25 protein-coding genes and 1 pseudogene are annotated in these 26,385 nt (G+C 63.1%); 9 read left to right on the top strand and 17 right to left on the bottom strand.

Annotated elements, in window-relative coordinates; all coding sequences use genetic code 11:
- The first annotated feature begins 336 nt into the window (after positions 1 to 336).
- From E3T61_RS20050 to E3T61_RS20040, 3 genes are all read left to right on the top strand, one after another.
- Positions 337 to 1,005, top strand: coding sequence for an RNA polymerase sigma factor (locus E3T61_RS20050; RefSeq protein WP_134642601.1), 669 nt, complete (start codon positions 337 to 339; stop codon positions 1,003 to 1,005).
- Between the two features lie 64 nt (positions 1,006 to 1,069).
- Positions 1,070 to 1,480 (top strand): ester cyclase, encoded by a 411-nt coding sequence (locus E3T61_RS20045; RefSeq protein WP_134642600.1) that lies wholly within the window; start codon positions 1,070 to 1,072, stop codon positions 1,478 to 1,480.
- 86 nt (positions 1,481 to 1,566) lie between these two features.
- Complete coding sequence (locus E3T61_RS20040; RefSeq protein WP_338145548.1) at positions 1,567 to 1,731, top strand: CsbD family protein; 165 nt, start codon at positions 1,567 to 1,569, stop codon at positions 1,729 to 1,731.
- Here E3T61_RS20040 and E3T61_RS22605 read toward each other — a convergent pair.
- The gene (locus tag E3T61_RS22605; RefSeq protein ID WP_338145549.1) at positions 1,685 to 2,047 is read right to left on the bottom strand and encodes a hypothetical protein; all 363 of its coding nucleotides are present in this window, start codon (positions 2,045 to 2,047) and stop codon (positions 1,685 to 1,687) included. The two genes, E3T61_RS20040 and E3T61_RS22605, sit on opposite strands and share 47 nt — an antisense overlap.
- A 725-nt stretch (positions 2,048 to 2,772) precedes the next feature.
- Here E3T61_RS22605 and E3T61_RS20035 point away from each other — a divergent pair.
- Positions 2,773 to 3,387 carry a DUF305 domain-containing protein gene (locus E3T61_RS20035; RefSeq protein ID WP_134642599.1) on the top strand — a complete coding sequence of 205 codons (615 nt, stop codon included), beginning with the start codon at positions 2,773 to 2,775 and terminating at the stop codon, positions 3,385 to 3,387.
- A gap of 255 nt (positions 3,388 to 3,642) precedes the next feature.
- On the opposite strand, the gene E3T61_RS20030 is transcribed toward E3T61_RS20035, so the two are convergent.
- Positions 3,643 to 4,458, bottom strand: a complete 816-nt coding sequence (locus E3T61_RS20030; protein WP_134642598.1) for a cation diffusion facilitator family transporter — start codon at positions 4,456 to 4,458, stop codon at positions 3,643 to 3,645.
- Between the two features lie 137 nt (positions 4,459 to 4,595).
- Here E3T61_RS20030 and E3T61_RS20025 point away from each other — a divergent pair, with 137 nt between their 5' ends.
- Complete coding sequence (locus tag E3T61_RS20025) at positions 4,596 to 5,333, top strand: VIT1/CCC1 transporter family protein (protein WP_134642597.1); 738 nt, start codon at positions 4,596 to 4,598, stop codon at positions 5,331 to 5,333.
- Between the two features lie 287 nt (positions 5,334 to 5,620).
- Here the strand turns inward: E3T61_RS20025 and E3T61_RS20020 are convergent, their stop codons facing one another.
- On the bottom strand, positions 5,621 to 8,926 hold the full coding sequence (locus E3T61_RS20020; protein WP_198418736.1) for a type ISP restriction/modification enzyme: 3,306 nt from the start codon (positions 8,924 to 8,926) through the stop codon (positions 5,621 to 5,623).
- Between the two features lie 353 nt (positions 8,927 to 9,279).
- Here E3T61_RS20020 and E3T61_RS20015 point away from each other — a divergent pair, with 353 nt between their 5' ends.
- Positions 9,280 to 10,173 (top strand): AbiTii domain-containing protein, encoded by an 894-nt coding sequence (locus E3T61_RS20015; RefSeq protein WP_134642596.1) that lies wholly within the window; start codon positions 9,280 to 9,282, stop codon positions 10,171 to 10,173.
- A 152-nt stretch (positions 10,174 to 10,325) separates the two neighbouring features.
- Here E3T61_RS20015 and E3T61_RS20010 read toward each other — a convergent pair whose 3' ends face one another.
- From E3T61_RS20010 to E3T61_RS19995, 3 genes and pseudogenes are all read right to left on the bottom strand, one after another.
- Positions 10,326 to 11,882 (bottom strand): hypothetical protein, encoded by a 1,557-nt coding sequence (locus E3T61_RS20010; protein ID WP_134642595.1) that lies wholly within the window; start codon positions 11,880 to 11,882, stop codon positions 10,326 to 10,328.
- A gap of 192 nt (positions 11,883 to 12,074) precedes the next feature.
- Positions 12,075 to 12,713 (bottom strand): annotated as a pseudogene (locus E3T61_RS22190) (AAA family ATPase).
- Between the two features lie 128 nt (positions 12,714 to 12,841).
- Positions 12,842 to 14,374, bottom strand: coding sequence for a Mu transposase C-terminal domain-containing protein (locus E3T61_RS19995; RefSeq protein WP_241992712.1), 1,533 nt, complete (start codon positions 14,372 to 14,374; stop codon positions 12,842 to 12,844).
- A gap of 306 nt (positions 14,375 to 14,680) precedes the next feature.
- On the opposite strand from E3T61_RS19995, the gene E3T61_RS19990 reads away from it, so the two are divergent.
- The gene (locus tag E3T61_RS19990) at positions 14,681 to 15,742 is read left to right on the top strand and encodes a coiled-coil domain-containing protein (protein WP_134642592.1); all 1,062 of its coding nucleotides are present in this window, start codon (positions 14,681 to 14,683) and stop codon (positions 15,740 to 15,742) included.
- Between the two features lie 55 nt (positions 15,743 to 15,797).
- Here E3T61_RS19990 and E3T61_RS22735 read toward each other — a convergent pair whose 3' ends face one another.
- The 7 genes from E3T61_RS22735 to E3T61_RS19965 all read right to left on the bottom strand — a co-directional run bounded on the left by E3T61_RS22735 (position 15,798) and on the right by E3T61_RS19965 (position 21,818).
- Positions 15,798 to 16,004: a ParB family protein gene (locus E3T61_RS22735; protein ID WP_420898507.1), complete on the bottom strand. Its 207-nt coding sequence runs from the start codon at positions 16,002 to 16,004 to the stop codon at positions 15,798 to 15,800.
- A 197-nt stretch (positions 16,005 to 16,201) separates the two neighbouring features.
- Positions 16,202 to 17,125 (bottom strand): ParA family protein, encoded by a 924-nt coding sequence (locus tag E3T61_RS19985; protein ID WP_134642591.1) that lies wholly within the window; start codon positions 17,123 to 17,125, stop codon positions 16,202 to 16,204.
- Positions 17,126 to 17,409: 284 nt separating this feature from the next.
- Positions 17,410 to 17,829 carry a DUF3846 domain-containing protein gene (locus tag E3T61_RS19980; protein WP_134642590.1) on the bottom strand — a complete coding sequence of 140 codons (420 nt, stop codon included), beginning with the start codon at positions 17,827 to 17,829 and terminating at the stop codon, positions 17,410 to 17,412.
- 369 nt (positions 17,830 to 18,198) lie between these two features.
- Positions 18,199 to 19,134, bottom strand: coding sequence for a DUF3560 domain-containing protein (locus tag E3T61_RS19975; protein ID WP_134642589.1), 936 nt, complete (start codon positions 19,132 to 19,134; stop codon positions 18,199 to 18,201).
- Positions 19,135 to 19,150: 16 nt separating this feature from the next.
- Positions 19,151 to 19,303, bottom strand: coding sequence for a hypothetical protein (locus tag E3T61_RS21995; RefSeq protein ID WP_166793328.1), 153 nt, complete (start codon positions 19,301 to 19,303; stop codon positions 19,151 to 19,153).
- A gap of 1,329 nt (positions 19,304 to 20,632) precedes the next feature.
- Positions 20,633 to 20,992 carry a hypothetical protein gene (locus tag E3T61_RS19970; RefSeq protein ID WP_134642588.1) on the bottom strand — a complete coding sequence of 120 codons (360 nt, stop codon included), beginning with the start codon at positions 20,990 to 20,992 and terminating at the stop codon, positions 20,633 to 20,635.
- Between the two features lie 169 nt (positions 20,993 to 21,161).
- Positions 21,162 to 21,818: a hypothetical protein gene (locus tag E3T61_RS19965; protein ID WP_134642587.1), complete on the bottom strand. Its 657-nt coding sequence runs from the start codon at positions 21,816 to 21,818 to the stop codon at positions 21,162 to 21,164.
- Between the two features lie 250 nt (positions 21,819 to 22,068).
- Between E3T61_RS19965 and E3T61_RS19960 the strand changes: the two genes are divergently transcribed.
- The gene (locus E3T61_RS19960; protein ID WP_134642586.1) at positions 22,069 to 22,254 is read left to right on the top strand and encodes a hypothetical protein; all 186 of its coding nucleotides are present in this window, start codon (positions 22,069 to 22,071) and stop codon (positions 22,252 to 22,254) included.
- 224 nt (positions 22,255 to 22,478) lie between these two features.
- Complete coding sequence (locus E3T61_RS19955; protein WP_134642585.1) at positions 22,479 to 23,045, top strand: DUF4232 domain-containing protein; 567 nt, start codon at positions 22,479 to 22,481, stop codon at positions 23,043 to 23,045.
- 44 nt (positions 23,046 to 23,089) lie between these two features.
- Here the strand turns inward: E3T61_RS19955 and E3T61_RS19950 are convergent, their stop codons facing one another.
- The 4 genes from E3T61_RS19950 to E3T61_RS22730 all read right to left on the bottom strand — a co-directional run bounded on the left by E3T61_RS19950 (position 23,090) and on the right by E3T61_RS22730 (position 26,298).
- Entirely contained in the window at positions 23,090 to 23,485 is a 396-nt protein-coding gene (locus E3T61_RS19950; protein ID WP_134642584.1) for a hypothetical protein, read from the bottom strand.
- A gap of 61 nt (positions 23,486 to 23,546) precedes the next feature.
- On the bottom strand, positions 23,547 to 25,559 hold the full coding sequence (locus E3T61_RS19945) for a hypothetical protein (protein WP_241992709.1): 2,013 nt from the start codon (positions 25,557 to 25,559) through the stop codon (positions 23,547 to 23,549).
- Positions 25,560 to 25,679: 120 nt separating this feature from the next.
- The gene (locus E3T61_RS19940) at positions 25,680 to 25,928 is read right to left on the bottom strand and encodes a hypothetical protein (RefSeq protein ID WP_206751537.1); all 249 of its coding nucleotides are present in this window, start codon (positions 25,926 to 25,928) and stop codon (positions 25,680 to 25,682) included.
- 46 nt (positions 25,929 to 25,974) lie between these two features.
- Entirely contained in the window at positions 25,975 to 26,298 is a 324-nt protein-coding gene (locus E3T61_RS22730) for an ArsR/SmtB family transcription factor (RefSeq protein WP_166793327.1), read from the bottom strand.
- Between the last annotated feature and the right edge of the window lie 87 nt (positions 26,299 to 26,385).

Raw genomic sequence — 26,385 nt, 5'->3', positions numbered from 1 at the left:
CCGAGGAGCATAAATGCTTGATAGTCGGCTTCACCCAGGCATCGAGGACGCATCCAGAAGCACGACTTCTGCCGACCCAACCCAAGACGCGGCGAACAACTGCTGCAGTCACTGCATGTCAATCACACAGGTTTCGACTTACGCCTGGTTGGTACGTAGCGAGCCTCGAATAGGCAAATTTGAGGGACTCCTCGGCTGTGTGGAGCAACGAAACGAGAGTTTCGAAGTGATGGAAATCGGCGGCGGTATTCGCTGGAGCACCTTCTCAGCGCTTCGCGGTGTGGTCACGCATTTGCCGCCACGGGCAGAGTCCGGATCCACCAGGCTGGTGAGCGCATGACCGCGATCGCTGCTGTGCGGGATCCGATGAATAGTTTGGATCGCCGCCCAGCACGGCCGCACTCTGCCACGCGCGCCCTGGCCGGCGAGGACGTGGTGTCATTCCACGACGTTGGCACGCTGCAATTTAAGAGCAACACTGATGTTGTTCTTGTCAACTACGCTGTCGCGGGAAACGAAACTGCCTTTGCGATCCTGGTGCGCCGGCATCGACCTCTGATGCGGTGTTGCGCTCTGCGGATACTCGGCTCCAGTGCTGAAGCCGACGACGTCGTGCAGGAGTCGTGTATTACCGCTTGGCAAAAGCTATCGACATTGAATGACGGCAATTGTTTGAAGTCCTGGTTGATGCGGGTTGTGCGGAACAAGAGCATGGATCGGCTGCGAATGCGCCCTTCGTCTACTTTCCCGCTTGATGACAACACACCCGAGACCCTCCGTATCGGGCCTTTTCAGTTTGTGGAATCAATCTTGCAACGCGATGCGCTGTCAAAGGTGCTGGCTAGTCTGCCGGCCAATCAGCGGCGCGCATGGCTGATGCGTGGGTGCTCGGGCTTCAGTTACGCGGTGATCGCGGGCAAACTCGGGGTTCCAGTATCAACAGTGCGCGGACTACTCGCTCGATCTCGTCACACCGTTGCTCACGAGATGGCGTACTGGCGCTAGCCGCTGCGAGCTAACATTCACACACAAATCCATCCACGGTCACTCCTAAGAAGAGAGCAAACACATGAGTCAAGAAGTAAATATCGCCGCCCAACAGAAGTTCGGTGACGCCGTGAACCGCGGAAAACTTGACCTTCTCGATGACCTCGTGGCCGAAGACGCAGTCGATAATGACCCTGCCCCCGGTCAAGGCCCAGGCCCCGCCGGCTATAAAGCGTTCTTCGGCGAGATGATTGCCGCTTTTCCAGACCTGCACCTCGAAGTCGAGCGCCTAGTCGCAAACGACACCGACGTCGCATTCGCGTATACCCTCACCGGCACCCACCAAGGCCCCCTGATGGGCCACTCCGCTAGCGGGAAAACGATGTCCGTTCGTGGCATGCAAATCAGCCGGTTCGAGAACGGGAAACTTGTCGAGCGGTGGGGTAGCAGCGACCAGCAGGGCATGCTCGAACAACTCGGTCTCGCACCCTAACCTGCGACAACTGGCGTTCCCAATCAGAAAGAGTAGGGCCGAAGACGCTCATTTGAATGCTCGATTGAACTGAAAGGAAACCGACCATGAGTGGTACGGACAAAATCAAGAACGCGACCGAGAAAGTCGCGGGCACAGGCAAGGAAGCTGTTGGGAAGGTATCCGACAATCCCGAGCTCGAAGCAGAGGGCAAAGCCGATCACGCTAAGGCAGTCTCAAGCAGGCCGGTAAGAACGTCAAAGACGCCCTGAAGTAAATCCGGAGCGCTTCAGGGCCGGCTTGGTCGTCTCCGCTGACAAGGAGGAGTTCGTTGACTCGCACGGAGGCCATCAAACCGTCCGGGCGGTCTGCGAGTGGCTGCGCCTGGAGCTGCTCGATGAGGTCGGTCGCGGAGTCCGGTGCCTTGATGTCGTATTTCGCGAGCATCGCGTCGGCATCAACGCCGAGACCGGCGGATGAGCCGGTACTGGTCGAGGCGCTATACGTCTCACCTGCACCGGCGCAGGCGGTAAGGGATACGAGCAGAATCAGCGCAGCGAAACTTGCTGCAGTCTTTGATGGAAGCACTCTTCTAGCGTGGGCGCATCGGTTCGGCCGCCGCAGTGACTAAAGACCTGGCGCGGAAGAATCCCAGTTTCGGCGCGGTGGCCCCATCGTGGCGGTGGTGGTGGCGTGCGCCAGATCGCGTCGCTTTCGCGTTCTGGTCTCTTCGATCCGGCCGAGATCGGTGCCCGACGGTCTCTATACACCCAGGGGGTATCCGGGCTTCTCGGGTAGTGTGCCCAACAGGGAGGTGGCCGTGTTGACGACAGAGGAGAACTTGTTGGTATCTGCGCCGCGGTCTCCCGTCTGGCGCGCGTACGCGACCACGTTTGCCCTCGCCGTCGCGATAATCGGCGGACTACTCGCGATGCACACCATCAACGTTGACCACGATGTGGGCTCCCCGATGCAAAGCATGAGTCATAACGCCCACCCGCTTGACGACGCTACCTCTACAGGGGATGGCGACATCGCATCGAACTCCACGCCATGGTCTATGACAATGCTCGAGTGCGTCCTGGCCCTCCTGAGCATCACAGCGCTCCTAGCTCCCGTCACTGCAGCGATGAACCGACCGCTCGCTCCCCCGGGTGCTCGTGCCATCGTCCGATCCAGCTCGCCGGGCTGGTCATTCTCCTTACCGCCTCCATCTCTCATCATCTTGTCGATCAGTCGGGTCTGATGTGCATCCCCAGCTCATCCAGCACATCACTCGGACCGCACTACGACCTGATCGAAAGAGAAGAACAATGACTACTCGCACTATCGCGCTCGCAACGACCGCAGCCATCGCAACGGCCCTGCTCGCAGGCTGCACAACCACGCCAGCCATGCCCGGCAACGGCATGGGGCAGAACGAATCATCCAGCCCTGGCGCTGCTTCGTCGCCGTCCCCGTCGGACGCACACAACAACGCTGATGTCATGTTCACCATGATGATGATTCCCCATCACCAGCAGGCCGTGGAGATGGCGGACATGGTCATCAACAAGAGCGGCATCGACTCTCAGATCACCGCACTTGCGCAGAAGATCAAAGACGCTCAGCAACCCGAGATAACCCAGATGGAAGGCTGGCTCGATGTCTGGGGGGTCGGAGACCCGAACGACATGATGGATGACATGGATCACGGAAATGGCATGATGTCGGACGGCGATATGTCCGAGCTGGAATCAGCCACCGGCGCCGACGCGGGACGCATCTTCTTGGACCAAATGATTCAACATCACGAAGGCGCCATTGACATGGCCACGGACGAAGTCGAAGACGGCCAAAGTCCTGACGCGGTGACGCTGGCCAGGAACATCATCACGAGCCAGACCGCCGAGATCAAGGTCATGACAGGCCTTCTAAACGCTAGCTAAACCCAAGAAGGAGCGCTCCCCGTACCGGTGCACTTCGGTGTGCCGGTGCGAGAGCGCGGCTCTTGGGCGCTCAAATGTGTGTGCCGTTCGATGGGTTATCAATTGGCACACCCCAGAGAGGTAGCGGTGCGCGCCGGCCGGACATCGTCGCGGTTGAGCTGATGGGCAGCAATCCGCTCGAGCTCGAGTTCCACAGGAGCTGTCTGGTGACGAAAGCCTAATTTAGGAGGGACCACGTCATGGAACCGCCGTCTACTAATCGGCGCTGTGGGCGTGTTGAGCGATGAGGAAGTCGTCGAGGTTGGGCAGCGCGTGTTCCAGCGCGTGCTGCGCATCGTGAACGATGGATGCGGCTGCGGCTGTCGTTGTCGCATTAATCGCAACGATCGCGGTGCCCTGGAGTCGGTGACCCACCCAGCGCAGCTGCAGTCGATCGACTGCCGTGATGCCCGACACTGCGAGCAGGACACCCCTGGCACGATCAACCAGTTCGGGTTCGATGCCGTCTAAAAGCCGCCGACCAATGCTCCGTACGGTGCCCAAGAGCAGCACGATGATCGCACCGGAGATGAGAATGCCGACGATTGGGTCGGCCAAAGGGAATCCGAGCATGGCACCGATGGCGCCGGCGACCACCGCGAGGTAAGTGAAGCCGTCGGTCCGGGCATGGACGCCGTCAGCGACCAACGCCGCCGAGCCTATTCGCTGACCCACTCGGATGCGGTAGACCGCGACGGCCTCGTTGCCCGCAAAACCGATGATGCCGGCGGCTACGACCCACCAGAGATTCTCGAGCGGATGTGGGTCGAGAAGGCGCGCGATCGACTGCCAGGCCGCGACCACGGCGGACAGTGCGACAACCATGACGATGAAAAGTCCGGCGAGGTCCTCGGCCCTGCCCAACCCGAAGGTGTAGCGGCAGGATGCGGCGCGCCGGCCGAGGATGAAAGCGATCCAGAGCGGCACAGCGGTGAGCGCATCCGAGAAATTACCGGCGACGGGTGCGGATGACGCGCTCGCGGGCGGGCGCGCTCCGTCGATGGTGTCGAATGGTGCCGTGCGGAGCGACATCGAGACTCGATTCTGGGAGAGGACTGGTGCTGACTCTTCCTAGGATCCCGCCCGTTTCTTCCAGGATTCTTAGCCGCTCGTCCGGGCTGTCGTCGTCGGCAGGTCACTGTTCACCGGTTCAGTGCTTGAGTGGGGGTATGTCTGCAGAGGGTTATTCGAACGTGCCCCGTTTTCATCCCGACGAGCCGCACCGCGACGGGGTGGCACAGCGGCTCAACTGGCTGCGCGCCGGCGTGCTCGGCGCCAACGACGGCATCGTCTCGGTCGCCGCGATCGTGGTGGGCGTCGCGGGAGCGACTACCGCCACCGCCCCGATCCTCACGGCCGGCCTCGCCGGCCTCGTGGGCGGGGCGATCTCGATGGCCCTCGGCGAATACGTCTCGGTGAGCAGTCAGAGCGACAGCGAACGGGCGATGATCGCCACCGAACGGCGGGAACTGCAGGAGATGCCGGCCGAAGAACTCGATGAACTCGCCGCCCTCTACCTGGCCAAGGGACTGACCGAGACGACCGCCCGGCAGGTGGCCGTGGAACTCACCGAGCACGACGCCCTCGCCGCCCACCTCTCGGCCGAGCTCAACATCGACCAGACCGATGTGGTGAGCCCTTGGCACGCCGCGGCCGCCTCCGCCGCCGCATTCACGATCGGCGGCATCCTGCCGATGTTGGCCATCCTGTTGCCCCCGGAGGGGTGGCGGGTGCCGGTCACCTTTGTGGCGGTACTGCTCGCCCTCGCGGCCACCGGCGCCCTCTCCGCTCGCATCGGCGGCAGCTCGCCACGGCGGGCCACCCTGCGCGTCGTGATCGGCGGCGCGCTTGCCCTCGCCGCCACGTACGGGATCGGCGTTCTGCTCGGGGCCTCAGGCGTGGTCTAGCCTGCGCGAGAGACTTCTGTCAGGTTGAACGCTTAGACCCGGCACTCGGCGATGCTGTGAGGTCGAAATTGGATCCCCAACTGACAGTCTTCAACCAACGAGTTAGCGCCCAGTTTGGGTGTACCTCAACCGGACATCTCGAATGCGTCCGGGCACTGGTTCTAAGAACCGATCTATCAGCAGGTTCGACGAGACACGGTAGAAGCCAACAGGGATTACCGAGCCGCACATATCGGCCTCTGGTGACAGACGAGGTCGGATCTACGGGCCGATACATGACGGAGGCCTTATTCATCAGGGATGTCGAGCTGCGACGAATCGCTTTCGACTGGCTTGCGGCGCGGCCTGCGGTCGTCGCGAGACTGCGGCCATTTGACCCCGGAATCCTTCAGCTCGGCCATCGTGCTCACCTCACCGGCCAAGATCTCCTCCAAAAGCGCGGCCTGCGCCGGCTCGAGCGAGACGAGTCGCATGAGCACTGTTAGGAGTTCGGTGAACTCGAGGCTCCACTCGTGCGGCCACTCGGTCACGTGGATGTCATCGAGCGGGCTCGTCTTCTTTCCACCCGGGTTCTTCTTGCGGTACTTGAACCAACTACCGATCACGTTCATGCCACCGACCGTGTAGTCGAACGTTGCCTTGTCGACCGGACCCCAGACGCCGTTGCGGGAGCCGTCCTCCCCCGTGAAATAGATGGAGTGATTCGCTTCATCGTAGAAGTGCTTGATCGGCAGTTCTCTGACGCCCTCCAGGCTGAGCGGCTGCAGTTCGACCGGCCAGTTGGAGCGGACGTTGCCCTCTTCGCGACCGTCAGTGTGGTCAACAAACGACTCCCCGTAGGTGTGCAACCAAACGACCTCGCGTCCAAGTTCGACGGCGCGCTGCCACAATATCGGGTCTTTCGTGATCGGAACCCGCACTCCCGGCGTCGTGAGCTCCTCTTCGAACGTGGCAGTGAATGCCGGATGCGACAGCACGCCGGCGATGTATGCCAGCACGTCTTGGTGGCCGATTTCTTGATCGAGAGATGCTGCGAGTGCCTCGAGCAGTCCCGGCGCTAGGTTCGGGGTTCCGTCCGGGTGCAGCAGCGGGAGGGCGCGTCCTCCCCGGCCGTTGAAATGGTGCTTATCAGGAACAACCGACAGAAAGGTTAGCCCAGGACCGTCCTTCAGCTCGTGCGCATGCTGCTCAGTCGTGAAGATTTGAGCGGCCGATCTCCCGTGCCACAGATCGGGAGCGGGAGCATGAAAGAGCCGCGCATCTGACAGAACCCATTGGCGGTCAAATGAACGAATTGCGACCCGGACAAAGGTCGGGCTGAGCGTCTCCTCATCAAGGAATGGGTGAGTTGACGCAAGAACATCGGGGCCCCCAAGCGGTCGCTTGACGGCTCGCAGCGTCGAATCGCGCGTTTCCTTGAACAATTCTGCTTTGCGGATGGGGTTTGTCTCTGTCACAACCTCTCCCCAGCGCTGTTGGAGCGTAGCTCGCAACGGGGAGTAGACCCATGTGTGACCCGGCTGCGTGCCCGGACTTACCCAAGGGAACACGTCACTCATGCCAGCCCAGCTATCCCAGTCACCTCCACTCGGAGTTAGGGGTTCGCTCCATCCTTCTCGTGTAGGCAGCCAGCCACTCGAGAGCGTCACTCCTTTGAGCAGCTCAAACTTCTCTGACTGCCGACCCTCAAGGGATTGATACCAGATGCTTGCCGGGCGGCTCACATCGGTGACGGTCTTCCTGACAAAGATGCCGATTGCTAACGGTTGCCGCACCCCGGGAAATATTCGTGTCGGTACGTCAGGCGTCTGCCCTTCCGGCGTCAGGTCGATAATCCACCCTTCGTCAGCCTCGCGCCGCAGATACTCTCGCATCCCTTTGAATCCAGGTCCACGTAGATACCCCGCGGTCGAAATGAAACAGATGACGCCTGCCTGATCTTCCGGAATGGACTCAAACACTTTCCAAGTGGCCCAACGCCAGAAGTAGATGTACAGGTTCTTGAGCACATATTCCGTGAGCCCGTTGCCCTCGAGCCGAAAAGCATCCAACGGAGCCAGCAGCCCCGACGCCCCCTTCTCAACCCAGCCACCCATACCCTCGGCCTTGTCGCCGTAGGGCGGGTTTCCGATCACCACGGTGACCGGAACATCCGTCTTGATCTTGTTCGCCCGACGCTTGCTCTCGGAGATCGCGCCGAGGCCAGAACCGAGCTGCGCTTCGGCCGCGTGGGGATCAGAGAGGGTGTCGGCCACAAACATCCGCATGCCTTCTGTCGGCGGATTGGCGTCGTAGCTCTTCAGGAGGTCCGTGGTGCGCAACTCTGCGACGGCGTACGAGCCGAGCTGCAACTCGAACCCAATCAGCCGGGAGGCCAGCTCGGTGATTGTTCCGGGCACGGCGCCGGGACCCTCAGACTTCGCCACGTTCTCAGCGACGTGCTCGATGATCGAGTGCAGGAAAGTTCCGGTACCCATCGCGGGGTCGATAGTGGTGACGCTCGGGTCAAGAAAGCCCCTCGGCTTGCCGAGTTTCGTAACCAGGGCCTCCTCGGCCAGACGCACCATCTGGTCGACGACCTCGTGCGGCGTGTAGTAGGTGCCAGTCGCCCTGCGCAGCGCAGGGTCGTACTCGGTGAGGAAATTCTCGTATAGGTGCAGGTAGGTGTCCTTGTTCTTGCGCACCGCATCCCAGTTCACGGCGCCGATTACCCGCCTTAGCAGGTCGATGGTCGGGACGAAGTCACCAACGACATCCTGGGTGAGGAGTTGCAACGCCTTGCCCATGAGTGAGTGGTCTGTGCCGAGCTTCTGGCCGACCTCGTGCAGGCTCGTTGCCTCCAGATCGATCTTCTCGGTGCGGGCTAGCAGCAGGGCGAACGTCACCGTCTGGGCATAGCCATCTGCGAAGACTTCGTCTGAGGCATCCGGGAAGAGTAGCTTGCGCCAGTCGCCAGCGAGACCGAGGAAAATCTGTTTGCTGACCAACTCGCCCTTCTTCACGTTGGCGTGCTCGATGATCAGTTGCTCCAGCACCTTGGTGCGCAACATCCGGGTGATCGGGGCGACCGTGCGCACGAGCTTTGGCACGGTGCGGATCGGAACCGGGATCCAGTTGAGGAAGTCGATGACGAGTTGGCTGAAGGTCGTATCCGGCGTGAGATCGGCGCCGGCAAGAACGGTTGGGCCGCCGAGGAGCTGGGCGACCAGGGCGGGCTCGTCTTCAGCCCGGTACAGACGCCACTCGGTGCCGTTTGTGTAGATGAGGTTCGGAAGGTCTTTCAGACGGTTCCACTGGTCTTTGTTGTGGCCGCTGAAAGATGATGGATCGAGGCTTAGACCCGCTTGTTTCACCTCGATGTAGCCGACCACCGCACCCTTGACGCGCACCGCGAAGTCCGGGCGGGAACTGATCTCGCTGAGGTGGGTTTCGCCGTCGAGAATGGTCGTCTTGCCGATGAGTGCCCCGATGGCCGTCATCAGATGATCGATTGGGGTGCGCAGCGCCTCCTCCGGCTCGCCGACCCCGGCCAAGCGCTGCTTCATCTCGATGCCGAACTGGGCCACGATTGCGGCCACCCCATCATCGAGCATGTTTCTCCCCTGGTCGTGCGCCCAAAGTAACCGACGGATGCTTGGGCAACAGTTCCATCATGGCGCAGAACAAGATCACGGGTGCCGGCCTCCGCGACCTGCACCTGGCCGTTAGTATCCGCCCAGATGGCGCGCTCCCAACCGCTCTTCCGAGAGTTGTGCGTCACACCCGCCTCGGAGATTGGGGTGCTTCCCGGCGGAACGGAAGTGCACAGGCCGCCGATTACTGGCATCAAGATGGGCGTTGTCAGCCGCAGTGGACTCCGCGCTCTCTTACCGATCGATGAAACGGCGTCCTGGGTGCCCACAAACGATCGTTTTCGGGAGGTGCCGCCGACCGCTAGCTTGAAGCCATGACACTGCTGGATGAAATCATTGACGCGAGCACGGGTGAGTCGCGTTCCACGTCAGATCTACTGCGGATGGTACGAGTAGCGGCACATCGCCTCGGTGCAATCGAGATCTCTACATGGGCGCAGCATGAACTCTCCGGGTATCCCGACGATGGCGAGCTTCCGGACTACCGTGTTCAAGCCACCTCAGTGCTTGGGATCTTCGCGGGGCCAGCTCGGTCGGAGATACGACACAACCTGCAAAGAGCAAGTGACGATTTCCTCGAATGGTTCAGCGTCGAGATAAGGCAGCCGATTTCAGAGCTGGAGAGCTTCGCCAGTGCCGAGAGCGACGCAGTGCGCGAGTGGCCGGCATGGCTTGTCCAGAAGTACGAGCGGGACGGCTTCTTCCGCATGAACATGCATGTTCTCTTCAGCGCGCACAACGTGATCCCTCGCCAGCGAATTCATGGACTCATCGACACAGTAAAGACCCGCGTCCTAGATTTCGCGCTCGAGCTTCAAAGTGATTTCCCAGCCGCTGGCTCCGTAGATGGGCCGACGGTGAATTCCGAACCGTCTCTCGCTCGGACTGTTAACAACATCACGAACAACATCACTGGGCACGGCACGAACGTAGCAATTGGTAGCGAGACCGTTCGGCAGCACAGCTCCGTGACGGTGGGTGACGTGGCCGCCTTGAGGTCAGAAGCGGAAGATCTCGGATTGACTGCAGACGCAGCCCACGAGTTCGCAACAGCGGTCGAAACGGATCGGAGCGTCGATGGGCCAGCGGTGAAGCATTTTCTCGAACGAGTCAGGAGGGGCTCAATCACGCTCAGTTCGGCTGTCGCCAGCGACGTTGTGGCTGGCTCCCTAGTCGAGCTTGCGAAAGGATTCCTCGGCCTCGCTTGACCGCTTGGCCTGGGGAAGGGCGGATGATGATGGGATGAACTGGTCGAATTGAGGATCTGAGAATGCTCATCTCAATGTCAGTAGATTGCTCATTTGGCTGTCAGTAACAGGCCGGCGTCTCACGTGCAGGGTAGGACCAGCTGTTGGAGGGGCTACTGATCTTCATGTCTCGCGTACGTTCGTTCGCGGAGGTTCTGGGCTGGGTGATCGGTGAGGCCCAGGGCGTATAGGACGTCTGGGTGGGGTTCCAGGGTGGTGGGGTTCCCGTCTTGGTCTCGCGGGTAGTGAGCGAGCTGGCGGCGGATCAGTGGCCAGCTGTGTCCCGCGGGGCGTCCATGCTGGCCGTGGGGCGCGATGTCGCCCAGGTGGGCGTGGATCAGGTGGAGGACACTGGCGGCGGTGTCCGCGGTCAGGGGCCGTCGACCGTGCCACCGGTCGTGGGCCTGGTCGTTCGCCGTCGGTTTCTTGGCGGGAGCGTGGCGGGTCGACACCGGCGTGCGGGGCTGGCCGAGGAACCGTGACATCGGCGATTGTCCTGCTGGGTATGAAGCGGCGGGGCGAATGGTTGGGGCGTCGATCTGGGTGCAAGTGACTCTGATCTGCCAGGCGGCCTCGAGTGTGGGTGGCGCACTTGGAAGCGCGATCTGGCAGTGGGCTGCTGCGGCCTGGATCCGTTTCTTCGTCGCCGCCGGCGGTTCGATTAGCCGTTGGCGGGCGTCCGTGGGTTGTTGTCGCATGGCGAAGTCCGCGGCGGCATGTAGAAGCGGGCGCGCCGCGACCGGAACGTGGAAAACAGCCCAGGTTGATACTGTCGGTGCCGTCTGAGCGACCAGGTTCGGTGCCGTTTTGGTGGCCGGAGCCCGCCATACCAGTCGGAGAGCAGCGAGGTCTGGGGGCTGGTCGGCTAGGACTGTGTAGCTCATCACCTGCGGGGATATGCCGCTAAACAGTGCGGTGACAACCCCTGCGGCGACCATCGGGTGGGCCACACCGGTTCGGATCCTCTGCAGGACGTCCGGGCTGACCGGCAGAGCGTTCAGCCCCGGCCCGCTTAGGACGTCCATGAGATCGCGCGCCGGGGGAAGACCCAGCAGTAGCCCGTGTGCCAAGAACGCGGTTTGGGCCCCGCGCAGCCGGGCGAGGGTGTGTGCGCGGGTCGGGCTGTCGTGTACCAGTGCGGTGAGGAACCGTTGCACGTGCTCCGTCCCATTCCAGACTTCCTCGGGTGCGGGGCTGATCAACCAGTCATCGGCGGTCTGTTGACCGTGCTGGTAGGCAGCATCGTCCCGTGCGAAAGCTGCGGGATCGAGCTGGCGGTACGCCTCGGCCCGGAAGTGTGCCACGCCGGCGGCGGGCAGCGCCGGCAGCTCGTCGGTGTCCCGGCGGCCAGGCTGCGACTCCTCTATGACCCGTGTCAGATCGGCCGGGTCGTGCAGGGCAAGGGGCTCGGGCAAGTCGGTGAGCACCCGGTGACAAATTCCGGTCAGCACCGCGTCGAGGGGGTCCGGGGTCTGTCGGGTGTGGCAGACCAGCATCAGGCGGGTTCCGGTGTGCCGGCACAGCCCGATCAGGCGATTCCAGGTGCCAGCTGGAAGCCGGTCGGCGCGAAGCACGATCAGCTCGGTGACGTGCTCGGCGACCATCCATACGGCCACGGCCTGCCAGGGCCGTACGACTCCGGTCAGATGCTCGGCCCTAAACCGGGTCACCGGCCGTTCGAGGGCGACCAGGACGTCGTAAGCGAAGGTCGTGGGGCTGATGGCAGCGGGCGTGGGAGATGCACCACGACGAGGCCGCGGGCTGGGTCGTGGCGCTCCAACAGGCTCACCGTCACCCGGACGTCATCCGTGGGGTCCATCAGAATGCGAACCGGCGCGGTTGTATCTGGGTGGTTGGCAGTCTCACCCACCGCTGCCGCCCAATCGGCCAAAGACCCACTGGAGGACCTCTCGGTTGGGACGTTCCCGTTCCAGACGCTCCAGCGCGGTCACCAGGTGCGCGGTGATCTTTGACCAGGCCCGGAAGTTGCCGTGTGCTGCGTGCCCGTCGGTGTAGATGATGTCTTCCGGGTCAGCGTCGGCCCAGACTCGGTGGTAGGCGGGGATCACAGCCAACACTTGCTCGCGGGTGAGGCGCCGGAACTCTTGCCAGACGTAGACCCGGCTGGAAAGCATCGGTTCGCGGCGCAGCACCTGGTAGCAGTCGCCGCCGCCGACGAAAACGATCGCGATGTCGGTGCGTCGGTCATCCCACAGGTGCCGCCACAGCTCAAAGCACTCTCGTGAGAGCCACTGCGCTTCATCACATACAAGCACCCGGAACCGTTCGGACAAGACGTCTTTGAGGAGGGCGTCGAACTCGATCGGTCGTTAAGGCGGTGTACCGCCGATTCCGAGGGCCTCGAATAGGACGTGGCGGATGTCACGTGGGGTGGGCCGGGCCCGGAATTGCACCCGGCACACGTCGGCCGGCGCCAGCGCCCGCAGGGACGTGTTGACCGACAGGGTTTTGCCCAACCCGGCGTCGCCGTGCACACACATCATCGCCTTGGCTGCCATGACGTCGGCCAGGTTGTCCTGCAGCATCAGCAAGGCCTCGGTCGCGACGACGTTCGCCCCCGGCAGGCCGAGATAGTGGTCGTCGAGCTCATCGATATCCGCCCATGTACTCATCGTCTTTCCTCCCCGCCGCTGTCCTCGTCGAAGGCGCGGTTAGTCTTCTCACGCGGCGGCCGGGGCAGGACCCACCCCGGTGCCGGCGGTCGTAGCGGCACCAGCAGCGGCCGGGCTACGGCCTGAAGCTGCTGGTCGTCGGCGTCGGATAGTTCCGCTGTGGCCTGCGCGACGGTGACGGTGCTGATCGGCTGAGGGGGCACCGCGGTGGTCACCGCTGCGTACCGGATCCGCCGGGCTTTCTCCGCCTTGCGTAGGTCTGCCTGCAGTTGCCGACGGCGCGCCTCGCGGGTGCGGCGCAGTTCACCGATCTGCTCACTGCTGGCCATGTCAGCAAGAGTCGCCGCACCCAGGTGTTCGCCGGTGCTGGCGTCAAATACCTCGACCTCGTGGTCATGGTGAGGCATATGTCGCAGCCGCACCTGGCGTCCGACCTGCCCGGTCATCCAGGCGGCGACGTATTGGCGTGCCCGCCACGAGACACCCTTCGTGGTGATCTTGCGGGTGCGCCCATCATCTTCCAAGGTGAGTAACCGCAGGTCACCAGTGGGCACCGTAGTCAGCGGGGTCGGGTCATCCAGCCACGCCTGCAGCGGTGTCACGCCCTCCAGCACAGGCATCGGATGCTCGGTGTTCCACCACCGCACCCAGCCCAGCAACTCGGTGACGAACGCCTCGAACGTCAACGCCGGCGCGTCCGGATCGATCGATCGGCCATTGGCCAGCTTTTGAGCGCCGGTGTAGCGGGGTAAACCCGCGAAGAACATCTGCGCGGCCGCGCCGTTCACCGTTTCGACCGTGCCTTTCAGATGGGGTGTGTACGCGGGAAGACGAACGACCCTCACGGCGAAACCCGCCAGCACGCTGCGCACAGTGTCGGAAAGGAAATCCTTCCCCCGGTCTATCCGCACCCTCTCGGGCAGCCCACCCGGCGGCCCGTAGGGCGCCTCGAGCGTGATCGCCGCGCGCAGGGCCGCCAAGATGCTCTCCCTGGACGGCACGCCCGGTGTGACGGCCGTGCCACACACGGCGTTCGTGCCGACGTCGACGAACCATGTCACCCATGGTTTGACCAGGCGGCCCTCGACGTCGACCTCCACGGGCGCCTCAACATGATCGGACTCCCACGCCTCATTGCGGTGCGGACGCGGCCGTTGCAGGAAAACGTCATGCCCACGCCGGGCATGCTCGCCGTCACGCAAACCCGCCCGGTCTCCGCGCAGAACGTCGCGTTCCACGGCCCGCTGCAGAGTCTGGCGGCTCACCGTTACCGCCCCCGTTCTCCGCGCCTCATCAACGAGCTCGCGGTGAACGGCGGAGACATTGCCGCGCCAGAACGCGAGCCGTTCCCGCAGCAGATCCGTGACAACGAAATGGTCACGCGCCACCGCGTTGAGTTCCGCGCTGCTTCGGGCCCGCTCAATCCACCGCCACACGGTTCGCTGCGACACGGCCAACCCATCAGCCGTCAGCCGCACGTCATCCGTCGTCAGCCGGCCCTCACCGTCCAAGGCCATCAGCCGCCGCACCGCTGCCTCACGAGGAAGCCGGCCACGCTCCCCCAGGTCTCGTCCGCCCATCATCGACCCCTTCCGCCGACACAGATCACCAAGGTGATCCACGAGCCTACTGGGACGACCCTCGCGATCCACTGACGTCGAGATGAGCAAATCACTGACATCGAAATGAGCAGAAACCGCCCATTGCTGACATCGAGATGGGCATTCTCAGCCGCAGTGGGCTCCGCGCCCTCCTCGACGAGAACCGATTTCGTATTTTGTTATCGTTATTCGTATTCCGTTATCGTATTGCGTTATAGATGATACGATATGGGTATGAGCATCCCCGAGATCACCGACGTGCGCACCTGCGGTTTCCCCGGCTGCGACGAGCCCGTCGACGCCACGCCTGGCGTTGGCCGACCCGCCGGCTATTGCATCAACCCCGCCCACAACCGTGCCGCCGCGTGGCGGGCACGCCGCGCCGAGTCCGGGCGCCTCGAGCGCCCAGCCGAGGACGACAAGCTCCCCGTCGATGCCGCGCGTCAGCGCGCGAGCGTGCTGCGCTCCCAGATCGCCGGGATGGTCGAACACCTGCAGCAGCAGCTCGTCGTACTCGTCGACGAGCTACGGACAGTCGCGGATCCCGACGCGGCCGAAGCGCAGATCGAGGCTGTCACCTCCGACGCAGCCGAACAGGTCGCCTCCGCGGCCGCACGCGCCAACCGAGCAGAAACCGCCACACGTAAGGCCGAAGCCGAGCGCGCCGAAGCCGACGCAGCAGCTGAGGAATCCGCCACCCTGGTCGACGAACTCCGCGACGTCCTCGCGGCGCTCGAGCAGCGCGCCGGCACACTGGAAAGCGACCTGGTCGTCGCGGGTGAGGACAACGCACGCGCTGCCGCGGAGATTACCGCCCTGACGGACCAGGTCGCCGCCCTGAGCGTCGAGAACGCGACAACGACCGTACAGCTCACCGAGGCCCGGGAGCTCCTCACTGCGGCCACAGTGGCCAAGGACGAGGCCGTGGCAGCCTCACGTGACGCGGACGCGAAAGCCGACGCAGCTTCAGCGCGTGCCGAGCGTGCCGAGACGGACACTGCAACCACTCGCGACTTGCTCGACCAGGTCCGGGTGGAACGCGAGAGCGCCCGCGCGGAAGCACTCGTACTCACCGGACGCCTGGCCACGGTCACCAGCGAACGCGACAGCGCCACAGCCGAGGCCGCCCGGGAACGCTCCTACGCCGAACAGCGCGTCACTGACGTGCGGGGCGCTCTCGAGCAGCAGCTCACCCAGCTGCGCGCCGACCTGGACCTGGCTCGCTCAAGCGAACGCGAGCAACACACCCGGGCCGACCGCGCCGAAGCTCAGCCGGCACAACCCAAGCAGAAATAGGCAGCTTGCCCAGCGGCCGGCTGGACCGCCTACTCCTGGGGTGACGGGGACCGGTCTAGCTCAGAGGTCGTCCAACGGGCAGTGGCGAGCTGCCACCTTCGTATGGCTCCCCCGCGTTGTGAAGGCGCTCTCTACGTTCCACTTCGGCCTGGATAGCTCGCTCGACAAACTCCGACCAGCTCTTGTCACCCTCAAGGTGGCTTGTCGCCCGGTATGTTGCGCGCGCGCGATCTCGGGTTTGGGCGGACAAATATGTGGTCATCCTCGTGGCCGGTTCGCCCGCATGCGCGGCAGCCTTTTGAGACGCTCGGGCCGGCGATGGCTCGACAGTCTTGGGCCGTTGCGCAGCAGGCTGCGGTGTGGGGTCAGGGCGGTTTCTGGCCTGCAAGCGACTCAAGTCGGGAGTTCCGGCGCGGTGGCTCAGGCCGCCGATCTGCCGGCTGGGGGTGCTGTCGTCGCTCATGCGAGGGCCTCCTGCTTCTCCGCCGCGGTGATGCGGGCTACCACTTCTTGGGTAATGGCTTGAAGGTCGTCAGCGACCGATGAGGCCGTGCGTGGTGCGAAGGCCTGCGCTTGAGCGTCACCTCGCAGGATCTCGAACCACTTCGGACCTTTGCGCACCTGGGCATCGAGTTCGTGAACCAGGAGGCCCCGTTCACGTGTCGCCTGGGCGGTTGCCTCGCTGTGTCGGACCGTGGCCGTAAAAACCACCTTGTGATCGGCATTGAAAAGTTCAGCGATGTGTTCCCGAGCCTCTCGTTGGACGACGTGGGCTGAAGTGCCGACGTCGACGAGGACGACGCCAAGAAGGTCGAGTGTCGGATTCACCCCGAGTACAGCGTCGAGGCGTGCTGCGACGGCACCGAGCCCCTTCCGGCTGGACTTGTCACTCTTCACGGGCACGAGTGCCCACCTGGCCGCAGCGACTGCCGCCGTCTGAAGGGTCTCATCGCCGGGAGGGCAGTCAATGAGGATCATGTCGTAGTCGCCGGCGATCGGAGCTAGAAGGTGGGCGACGGCGAGCTTGGCGCCATCAGGGTCCTTGTTCGCCTTGGCGGAGAGCCCTGCCGTGGCCTGGTCCAGAGCGGGTCCTCCGGCGAAGACATCCAAGTTCGGGCGCACTTCTTTGATGGGCGCCGCTCCCCCGCCGAACATGAGCGCTTGCGCCAATGCGCGGCCGGTGTCGTCTCTGTCGTCGTCGGTGTAACCGAGGTCTTCAGCGAGATTGCCTTGCGGGTCGAGGTCCACGAGGAGAACGCGGTAACCGTTGTTGGCGAGCATCCCACCGATGTTTGCAGTGAGGGTTGTTTTCAAGACTCCCCCCTTGCCGTTGATGACAGCGATTACGCGTTCCAACGCGGTGCGATCAAGTGCCTGAGGCATACACTCTCATTTCTTTTGACGTCAATAGCGACAATACCGTTAATGCTGTCATTAATGGCATAAGTGGCAATGCTGCTTTTACTGCTATCACCTCCAAAGAAGACATTACCATCATTGACACCTTTAGCCGCAATACTGCTAATACCCGTAATACTGCCATTACAGACAGCGGCGGAACGGTGTGCTCTGAGACCGACAAGGGCCGGGGCCCGGCAGCGGGGGAGTGTGAGGGGATCACCCCTCACCGGCTGGCCCGGGTTGGGCCAGCCCGGCGGGGATGTTGGTTACCAGTTGTTGAGCAGGCTGACCACGGTGGGGAATGGGGAGAGGCTCTCGATGAGGGTGTCGATGGTGCCGTCGTCGGGTCGTTGGGTGAGGGTTTTCTGGATCCGGGCGATTTGGTTGTCGGTGAGGCCGATGGTTTCGCCGTCGGAGGTGACGCTGACGGCGATGGCGGTGCCGAAGAGGACGGCGGGGGTGCCGAGGTGGTGGGCGAGGATCGTGGCGGGGAGGTTCAGGGGTGATCCGTTGATGAGTCCTTCGTCGTCAACGAATAGGTCGATGTTGTTGGCGAGGCCGACGACGTCGAACATGGAGCATCCAATGGCCCGGCACAAGTCGGTCCCGACGCTCTCTGAGGCCGGGTTGAGGGTGGTGATGGTGCCGGTGGGGTGGATCTGGATGCTGCGGATGGTGCTGGTCATGGGATTCTCTTTCCTGGATGGGGGAGTGAACGCGGGGTTGTCCGGGCTCTTGGGCAGTGGTTGTGTAGTCGTCCACCGTTTTTCTGCCCTTGCTGGCAAGAGAAATCGATTGAGAGCGGGAGTGCCGAAGTGCACGCAATCTCGCACGGAATAAGGGAGCCTGCGACCGCGTGCGAGATTGTGGGTGACGAAGGCACGGAGCAAACTACGATGACCGGCCGACAAGGGAAGAAAAGTTCTGTCAGGGTCAGGCCGGCGAAGCCGGGTCCGCGTGGATCCGGCCTCCGTGCCGGCTTCACCTGGTGGGGGAGTGTGAGGGGGCGTTCCCCCTCACGGCCGGCCCAGGGTGGGCCGGCCGCTGCGGCGCGATTACTCGGGCCGCACGAGCTGCTGAATCTCGGCATACGGGGCGGTATCGGTCCACGTGTAGCCGGTAGTGACGCTGACTGTTTTGAGGTTGGCGCGCACGACTTCGCGCCACTGGCCGCGGATCTTCACCCGGTCGCCCTTCTTCACGGTGGAACGGTCGTAACCGGTGGCCTTGCCGCTCTCGACCTGGGCGGCGCGCACGGCCTCCCAATAGGCGATCTGGTCGCGCTTCTCGTCGATGTGCGGGGCGAGGCGTGCCGCCCGGGCCTGCATCTGCTCGGCGGTGGCGTCGATGTAACCGCGTGTGTCGTCGTAGCACTGCGCGGTTATGCGGCGTTCGAGCTTGCGGAGCTCAGCGCCCAACGTCTGGATGCGGTTGGCCACGGTGACCGGGCGGTAACGGGCATCTGTGGTGAGGGTTGCGGCATCGGCGCGGGCCTGGGCGGTGGTGGCGTCGGCGCTGGCTTCGACTGACTTGCGCATGGCTTTATCTGCTTTGGCGATCGCGTTGCGGTGGCGGCCTTCGGAGTGGTGGCCCACCTTGATCGGCTCGCCTCCCTCGGGCAGGCGGTTGAGTGCGGCCTGAGCGTTGGCCCATGCGGCGTCTTCGGCGCTGGTCTTGCGCTCTGCCTTCGCGGCCAGAGCATCTACCCGGTCGGCCTGACGCTCGATCTTCCCGGCCTCGACGTCGGCGGTTGTGCGGTGGGTGCTGTCGATTTCGGTTTCGACCTCGAACCCAGCAGCTTCAAGTGCCGACTTGGTGCGGGTGATCGTGTGCAGCTTGGGCAGGCGGTCGCGGGACTGGGGGACGAACCAGGCGCCGATGCTGCGGCCCCAGCGCCATCCGGCGGCCTTGAGGACGTCGGCGGTTCCGTCGCCTCGGCTGGTGCCGTCGATCATGGTTCCGGCTTCGTGGGTGTAGGTGATAGTGAGCATGTTTTTTTCCCTTGATCTAGGCGAAGTTGTCGGCGTAGCGGGTGGCGGTGCAGGTTTCGCCCGGCTGGGTGTCTGCGGCACCTTCGGACCGGCATCCGCTGCAGGCACACCCGCTGGCGTAGCGCTCCCGGGGGTAGGTGTTCTCGTACGGGTAATCGGTCTCAGCCATGGCTTCTCTTCCTCTTGAACAACTGTTTTTTTGCCCTATCTGGCAAGAGAAATCGATAGCGACCGGGAGTGCCGCAGTGCCCGGATTCTCGGGCGAAATAAGCCCGCAGGGCGCGTCCGAGAATCCGGGTGACGCAGGCACGGAGGGAGCTACGGTGAAACGCCAGAAAGGACAAAAAGGCCCATTGGATAGTGCCGCGTAGCGGCTCCAATTTGCTCTTGACGGCATCGCCGTCACGGTCCTCTGAGGTCCCCGGCCGCGCAGCGGCTCAATTGGAGGATGGGTGCGGCGGCTTCGCCGACGTTCCTTTCACGTCCCGTCAGGGGCGTGTACCTGGTCAGGGCTAAATGTTCGCCGGTACATTTCGTGGCCGGTCCGACCCACCACCGTTACGCAACACGCCCGGGAATCGGCTAAGCAAGAGCACGGATAACTATCTCTCTAGACCGTATTCGCCAGCGAATATATCCATTACCAGCCATTTAATAATCCGCTGCTTATGGCGCTCCGACGTCTTTCGTTTCTCTTTCCGGGTAAAGCAGTGATCACTCATAAATGAGCATTCATGAAGCCGCATCCACTCTTCCGCGTGGTCCAACCGGACTGAGGGTCAAGTGGTACTAGGGGACACCTCGAGAAAGTTAGGGGACACCGACCGAAAGTAAATCATTCGTCAGCAGAGGTAAATGAATCGTTTTGCTGTCGGGGTGTTCGCGTAGCGTTGTGCACACGGCGACGTTCTCTCGAATCAACTTCATACGAAAAAAGAAAATGGCCCCGGCTGTAACCGGGACCAATTCTTGAGAGCACTCACCGATCCGCAATAAACCGAACTGCTAGCAAGGAGTATTTATGACGAAAGAGCCGTCAAGCGATATGAGCGAGTACGCCAGCCACGATACCTCAGGGGCTTCAAGGAGTGTGGGTCCCCGGCGGTCGGGCGACCACCGTTCTGCGGTCTTTTTCACGGTCCTGGAGCGGTCACGGGCCGTGATTTCGGTATCGCGGAATCTTCTGAGTCTGCTCGATAAGACCACGCAGTTCTTGGCGCAGTGGGGATGGATGCCGCCCCGTCTCGCCTAGTTATCGAACTCTGCACGCGCAGAGCGTCCAGGTTGAGGCTCTCGACATGATCGTTGCCCGTGTTCCGTACCACGAGATCTGGGGTCATTGCCCGGGTGGGCCCGGCGTGGCAGTGGGGGGACTGTCACGCCGGGTTGGAGCAGACGTTACTCCTGGAGAACGTCCTCGGTTTCGCCGTCGACGGTCGCATCCTGCTGGCCGGTGTGGGCCGACGAAACGGGCCAATGCGTTGTCGGCGTGGTCGATTCAGTGTGGCCTGACCGACGGTGATTCGGTCAGGAGCTGCTCGAGCTGGTCGTCCGTCGTGGCGGCCGCGCTGATGAGGGTGGGCAGGAACCGGGCAATCGCGTCAAACCCCGCCGCCTGGGTCTCATACACGCCCAAAGACACCAGGTGAGTGGTGCCGTTGGACATACTCAGCTCCACGCAGGGGTAGTGCTCTTCCGGGGTGATGCCCATCCGGACGGCATCGGCAAAGGTGTTGCTGTCTAACTGCTCCTGGATGGAGACGACCTGGTCGAGGTTGATCCACACGTCGTCGGCGCCGATCGCTGGTTGGGACCGGTCGTGCTCGTAGGTGGTCACGGCAAGTTTGATGAAACGCATAAGGGCGTCCTTTCGACGAAGTGGATGCTCGAACGCTAGGCCGGACCCGCGCCTGGCCGCCGGCCGGCCTGGGGTTCTGTGGAGAACTTCCCGGGCTGGGGGAGTGTGAGGGGGCCGGTGGCCCCCTCACCCCGCGGCCGCCCCGCCAGGGGTGGCCGCGGGCCCGCACTCACCGGACCGGCAGTGCCTGCAACGCGATTTCGAGGGCCCGGTCGTAGGTGATCCCGCCGGGGCGGATGGTGCCCTTCCGAAACCGCAGCTCCTTGGGCGTCCGCAGGGTGCCCCGGTAGTTGTCGGGGGCGTCGTGCAGGGGACCGTAGCTCGGGTTCAACAGGGCCCACCGGGTGAACGGGTGGCCCGCGTTGAGGACCTTGTCGATGAACTTCGGAGTCGGGTTCGCGCACAATGCCCAGAACCTGCTCGCCTCGCGCCGCCCGGTGAGGCGTTCCCCGATCGGGCTGACTGTCAGCCCGGGAGCGGGCATCCGCCGGGTGGTCGTGTAGTGCACGTACGGGCGAAGCTTCACGTCATCCCGGGCTGGGAGCGCATCCAACGCTTCGAGCGCGGCCCGGGCAGCTTTGGCCTGAGCGCGGGCGACCGCGTTGTCGTGGCCATGATCCAACGTCCACACCCGAGCGTCGAGGACACAGCACACCAGATTCCAGTCGTAACTGTAGAACTCCACCAACCGCTCCAGATCACGGGCCTTCTTCCAACCGTGTGGGGTCGTGTACTGGGCGAAGAACGCGTTCGCGGCTTTCCGGTCGGCCGCAATGTCATCACTACTGCGCTCAGGACCGGTAACAACAACGTGGGACAGATACATGGGACTCTCCGCTCAACTGATTTTTTTGCCTGTCTGGCAAGAGAATCGATTGAGAGCGGGAGTGCCGAAGTGCCCGGAGTTGTCGAGGGAAATAAGCCCGCAGGGCGCGCTCGATAAGTCCGCGCACGCAGGCACGGGAGCGAACTACGATGACCAGCCAGACAGACAAAAAGGGTTTGAATCAGAACAGGCCGCGCAGCGGCTCCACAGCGTGTTCCTACGGGTGTCTGCGCGTCGGTAAGCTCCGGGCATGCCGGCGAACGAGAGTAGGACCACCCCGAATGAGCTCGCTCGCGAGCTCGGGCACACCGACGGCGGCCGGACGATTCGAACGTGGCTACGGCTGCACCATCCGCGGCCCGACACTGACAAATACCAGCGCTGGGCACTGACCAGCGCAGAGGCCAACGACGTCCTCGAGAAGTTCCAGCGCTAACCTGCACCGCGGCCAAGGACCGGGCTGAACATCTCAACGCATCCCGTCACGCAGACCAACGCAGCTCGTCGCTAGACGTGACGGGGTCCACGGAGCGTGGCGAACCGGTCTCGCTGTCGCAGCTGACCATAAACCGGCTGTGAAGAAGCTGTTGTTCCCCCACCTTTTCGCTGATCAGACATACAGTGCAGCCGAGTAATATCAGCGCCCTGGGGGAACAACAAATGAACGCTCGACCTCGTAGATCTACCAACACCCTGGTGGCCGCGACAGTGCTGCTCATGCTGGGCGCGCTAGCAGGATGTTCCCTCAGCCCGGCTGAAGGAAACGCTAGAAGGCCGACAGCAGACGAGAACGCTGACGCTGGCACGTGCGACTTCACAGCCACCCAGGAATCCTCTGACCCGGACCACCCCCAAAACACAGCCCTGTTTTACGTCAAGCTCACCAACACCGGCTCGACCAGCTGCACCGTCTCAGGGTTCCCCGAGGTCGCCCTCCTCGACGCTGCAGGGCAAGCCATCGACAACCCAGCCACAAAACGCGACACCATCCCCGCCCACCCCATCACCGTCACACCCCAGGATGCCGCTTATCTCTTGGTCAGAGTGGCCGGCCAGAATCTCTACCCAGACTGTCCACTGCTCGGGGCTGAATCATTACGGATCGCACTTCCACAAGCCAGCGCGGAGATCCTGGTCGATGTCACCGAACTCAACATCTGTGACGCCGCGACATCAGACTGGCTCATCTACAACCTCGCCGACACCCCGAGCAGCCCACGCTCCTAAAACAGATGTGTCATCCGGCCACTGCCAGCGTTGGGGGAGGCCGCCTAGAGGATGCTGGCGGTAACGCCAAGAATCAGGCATGACACCAGGATTCGAAGGGTGCTCGCCATGACCGTATGCCACACGGGAAAGCCATGGCGCCCAGCGAGCACAGCCACCGGGATCGCCGCCAGGACAGTCACGCTAACCAGACCGAATCCGCCCAGGACGGTGGCAAAAAACTCCTCGCCATCGTTCGAGTTGGGATCGCCCGCCCACCACCCGTTCTGAGCGCCCAACGCTTGAATACCTATCACCAGAAATAGAAGAGGCAGCAACGCGAGAAAAACCGCAACCACGTCGACCAGGACAATGCGTCTAACGAATTCTCTTCTCGTTATCGGTGCCGGTACAGCCGCATTCTGGCCGGGGCCCACAGTAGGAAGTGCCGGTTCAGTCATCTCAGCACGCTAACGAACTTCGCCGTCGCGCTGGTACTCTCAGCCATCACAGGCTGGTCCGTTATGCGGCATCCCCCAAATATTGCCATCGGCTCTCGGGATTGAGGTTGCCGGCCGCGACGAGCTCCAGCGCCGATCTATGGTCAGCGAGGTTGTTACTTGCCCGCGGATACCGCGGCCACACCCGTTCACCCGCGTTACTAGCTTCAAAAAGCAGCCGACTCGACACGTGCGGGCGCTTGGGCCGGTTCCTCGGGTGTGTGGTCATGGTGCTGACTTCCGCTTGCCACCATGCCCACACCTCCCTCTCCACCCGGTACCGCTCAGAACGAGCCAGCAAGGTGCCCGCCACGCCCAGAATCTTTGCGGCCTGGTCCCGGAGGTCTTGCTTAGATCTAGCCCACCCGTCGCGGTGGCCCACGAGGAGCTTGTGGTGCCGGAGCCGACCCAGAATCGTCGCGGTGTGCCGGGTAGTGACTCCCAATACACGAGCCGCCGTCTCGACAGTGAGCGAAGGATGTTGCTTCAGAAGGGCATAAAGCTTGCCGGCAAGGTGACCCAAACCACAGCGGGTAAAGAGATCGTGTCGTTGATCGGTGAGTTGCGCCTCAAGCTGGGCCACGAGAGCAGCGCGAGTACTAAAAAGCTCGGTAACGCTAGGAGCAACGATAGGGAGAGCGGCGGTAGGGGGGCGGGGGTTATGTAGTGGTTGTGACCGGACCGTGCGAGGAGCTGTGGAAAACGTGGAGACTAGCCGCCATTCCGCTGCGTTACCCTCGTCACTAGCCGTGACCCGTTCGATGTAGCCGGCCTCGGCGAGGGCTGTGAGCGCGGTGGCCGCGGTGGTGCGGCCCAGGCCTGCCATGGGGCCGAGATCGCGGATTGCGGCGGCGACAACGCGTTTGCCGGTCTGCAGGGTCAGGTACGCCAAGGCGGAGAGAATCGATTGCTGGTTCGACGTGGCCTCTGTAGCGCCCCACCGGCCAGGATTGACCCTGAAGCGTTCCAGCAGGTCCGCGACACCGGCGACGATGGCGTCCAGCTCCGTGAGGTCCTCTGGGGACTTCTCGGCCGGCAGCGGGCGCTGCAGGGACGCGTACTGCACGGCGACGTTCCACTGGCGCTCCAGTCGGGCCCGGGCCTCCCCAGCGGAGCGGGGGCGGCGGCCGCCGCGGCCGGTGTTCTTCGTCCGGTAATGTTCCATCCCCGGCGCACTCTTCACCGCGTGCTCAACATCCAGGAAGCTCCATCCGGCGTTCGCGGCCGAGAGCAAGCACATGAACCCCGTCCAGGATGGGTTACTACCGCCAGCGATGGTGGCCATATGCGCGGCCCCCGCAGCGCTCAACGCGCGGTGGCCCTGGTGCAGGGTGTTCACGGGCCCGGACGGGCGGCTCTCCTGCGCACGCAGAGCGGGTTTGCGCTCCTCGAGCAGCCGGGCCAGGGCGACCAGGTCGGCGGTCGTCGTCGACGGGGCGGCCAAGGCGGTCACGGTGCCGCGGAGCACGGTCGAGTAGCTGCCGTCCCGGTGTGGGGATCCCGGGGGACGGGCGGCGCCGGTGACGGTGTTCAGGAGCATGCCAAAGTCCAACTGGCTATAGGTCACCTGCGCGGCCCGGGCCACAGGTGCGACGTCGGCCTTGACGGCACCGTCTAGAAGGGCCAGCCAGAGGTGGCGGCCGCCGGTGGCGGAGGACTGGCAGACGACGTGCTCGATCGACAATTCGTCGAGCGTGCGGGACAGGGCATCGCACTGGTCGGCGGCTTGTTCCATCAGTTCAGCGTCGACCGCGCCCTGGATTTTGCCGTCGAAGTCGAAGCACAGGAACCGGAAGACACCGGTGTCATCGGCCAGATTCATCGCCCACGGCGTCGACGGTTCAACCGGGCCAACCCGGTGAATCGAGGGGTAGTTGTTCTCGTCGACACGACCATACGCGTCGCGTTTCATCACCCGGACCTGGTCGCGCGGACTAATCCGGCGCGTCAAATCCCAGGCCGTCCACTGACTAATGGACACGCCGAACAGCTTTATGGGTGCATTCTGCGTGAAATCAGCTATGCTCTGTGGCATAGAGAAACCTCCCGTGAGGGCTGGTGATCTGGATTAGCTCGAACCTCACGCCGGCAAGCTGAGAGGGTTTGAGCTACGAAACTTGCAGAAGCCCGTCGCGAAAGCGACGGGCTCTTTCGTTTAAGCGGCTGGGATAAGCAGCTCCTCGTTTGGGTTAGGGATGAGGTCGAGGACAGGCAGCTGGCCCTTGTCCGCGAGAGTTAGGCGAAGCAGCGCTTCCAGGTAGATACCCGTGGAGACACCACTTGCGGCTGCGGCTTGATTCACTTCCGCGCGGATCGCGGGGTCGACTCTTGTCTGGAACAACACCGTGGGGGTGTGGTCGCGACGAATCCGGCTTCCCTTTGCAACTGCCATGGAAACGATCATTGCGTTAAACCCATTCAAGAGTGTGCGCCACGCGGGAACTGCTGGATTAAGGCTCGGATTGCCCGAGGAACCCACCCAGAGCAACGAATAGCTCTGTGATGCGCTCTGGGATATCCGTGTAACGGACCCATTGGCCACTCCTGGCCTCGCTACGTGGGGGCGCCGACACGATAAGCCCTGCTGACTCAAGGGCTGCCAGGTGGTTTGACGCCGTTGGTGGAGCGATGCCGAGCGCCGTCGCAATGTCGGCGCGAGTGCAGGGACCGTTTTCGCGAACGTGTCTGAGGATCGCCACTCGAGCGCGGTTTCCGAATGCATCGATCGCAGCCTCCACGAGTTCATCGTGAGGGGGACGCACGTAGCGGGGCATTGTGCCATTCTGCCCGACCTCCCCACTCTCCATCGTTGACCAGGTCAACCCTAATCATTATTAGGTTAGCTCATGAAGATTCGCAGC

It is taken from the genome of Cryobacterium lactosi, assembly GCF_004403945.1.
Taxonomy (GTDB): Bacteria; Actinomycetota; Actinomycetes; order Actinomycetales; family Microbacteriaceae; genus Cryobacterium; species Cryobacterium lactosi.
The sequence above is the reverse complement of the archived record's forward strand: the minus strand, read 5'-3'. Positions and strand labels throughout refer to the sequence as shown.

Coding starts and splice junctions, on each gene's coding strand:
- E3T61_RS20050 (WP_134642601.1), top strand. CDS start 337: ATGACCGCGATCGCTGCTGTGCGGGATCCGATGAATAGTTTGGATCGC.
- E3T61_RS20045 (WP_134642600.1), top strand. CDS start 1,070: ATGAGTCAAGAAGTAAATATCGCCGCCCAACAGAAGTTCGGTGACGCC.
- E3T61_RS20040 (WP_338145548.1), top strand. CDS start 1,567: ATGAGTGGTACGGACAAAATCAAGAACGCGACCGAGAAAGTCGCGGGC.
- E3T61_RS20035 (WP_134642599.1), top strand. CDS start 2,773: ATGACTACTCGCACTATCGCGCTCGCAACGACCGCAGCCATCGCAACG.
- E3T61_RS20030 (WP_134642598.1), bottom strand. CDS start 4,458: ATGTCGCTCCGCACGGCACCATTCGACACCATCGACGGAGCGCGCCCG.
- E3T61_RS20025 (WP_134642597.1), top strand. CDS start 4,596: ATGTCTGCAGAGGGTTATTCGAACGTGCCCCGTTTTCATCCCGACGAG.
- E3T61_RS20020 (WP_198418736.1), bottom strand. CDS start 8,926: ATGCTCGATGATGGGGTGGCCGCAATCGTGGCCCAGTTCGGCATCGAG.
- E3T61_RS20015 (WP_134642596.1), top strand. CDS start 9,280: ATGACACTGCTGGATGAAATCATTGACGCGAGCACGGGTGAGTCGCGT.
- E3T61_RS19990 (WP_134642592.1), top strand. CDS start 14,681: ATGAGCATCCCCGAGATCACCGACGTGCGCACCTGCGGTTTCCCCGGC.
- E3T61_RS22735 (WP_420898507.1), bottom strand. CDS start 16,004: ATGACCACATATTTGTCCGCCCAAACCCGAGATCGCGCGCGCGCAACA.
- E3T61_RS19985 (WP_134642591.1), bottom strand. CDS start 17,125: ATGCCTCAGGCACTTGATCGCACCGCGTTGGAACGCGTAATCGCTGTC.
- E3T61_RS19980 (WP_134642590.1), bottom strand. CDS start 17,829: ATGACCAGCACCATCCGCAGCATCCAGATCCACCCCACCGGCACCATC.
- E3T61_RS19975 (WP_134642589.1), bottom strand. CDS start 19,134: ATGCTCACTATCACCTACACCCACGAAGCCGGAACCATGATCGACGGC.
- E3T61_RS21995 (WP_166793328.1), bottom strand. CDS start 19,303: ATGGCTGAGACCGATTACCCGTACGAGAACACCTACCCCCGGGAGCGC.
- E3T61_RS19970 (WP_134642588.1), bottom strand. CDS start 20,992: ATGCGTTTCATCAAACTTGCCGTGACCACCTACGAGCACGACCGGTCC.
- E3T61_RS19965 (WP_134642587.1), bottom strand. CDS start 21,818: ATGTATCTGTCCCACGTTGTTGTTACCGGTCCTGAGCGCAGTAGTGAT.
- E3T61_RS19960 (WP_134642586.1), top strand. CDS start 22,069: ATGCCGGCGAACGAGAGTAGGACCACCCCGAATGAGCTCGCTCGCGAG.
- E3T61_RS19955 (WP_134642585.1), top strand. CDS start 22,479: ATGAACGCTCGACCTCGTAGATCTACCAACACCCTGGTGGCCGCGACA.
- E3T61_RS19950 (WP_134642584.1), bottom strand. CDS start 23,485: ATGACTGAACCGGCACTTCCTACTGTGGGCCCCGGCCAGAATGCGGCT.
- E3T61_RS19945 (WP_241992709.1), bottom strand. CDS start 25,559: ATGCCACAGAGCATAGCTGATTTCACGCAGAATGCACCCATAAAGCTG.
- E3T61_RS19940 (WP_206751537.1), bottom strand. CDS start 25,928: ATGATCGTTTCCATGGCAGTTGCAAAGGGAAGCCGGATTCGTCGCGAC.
- E3T61_RS22730 (WP_166793327.1), bottom strand. CDS start 26,298: ATGCCCCGCTACGTGCGTCCCCCTCACGATGAACTCGTGGAGGCTGCG.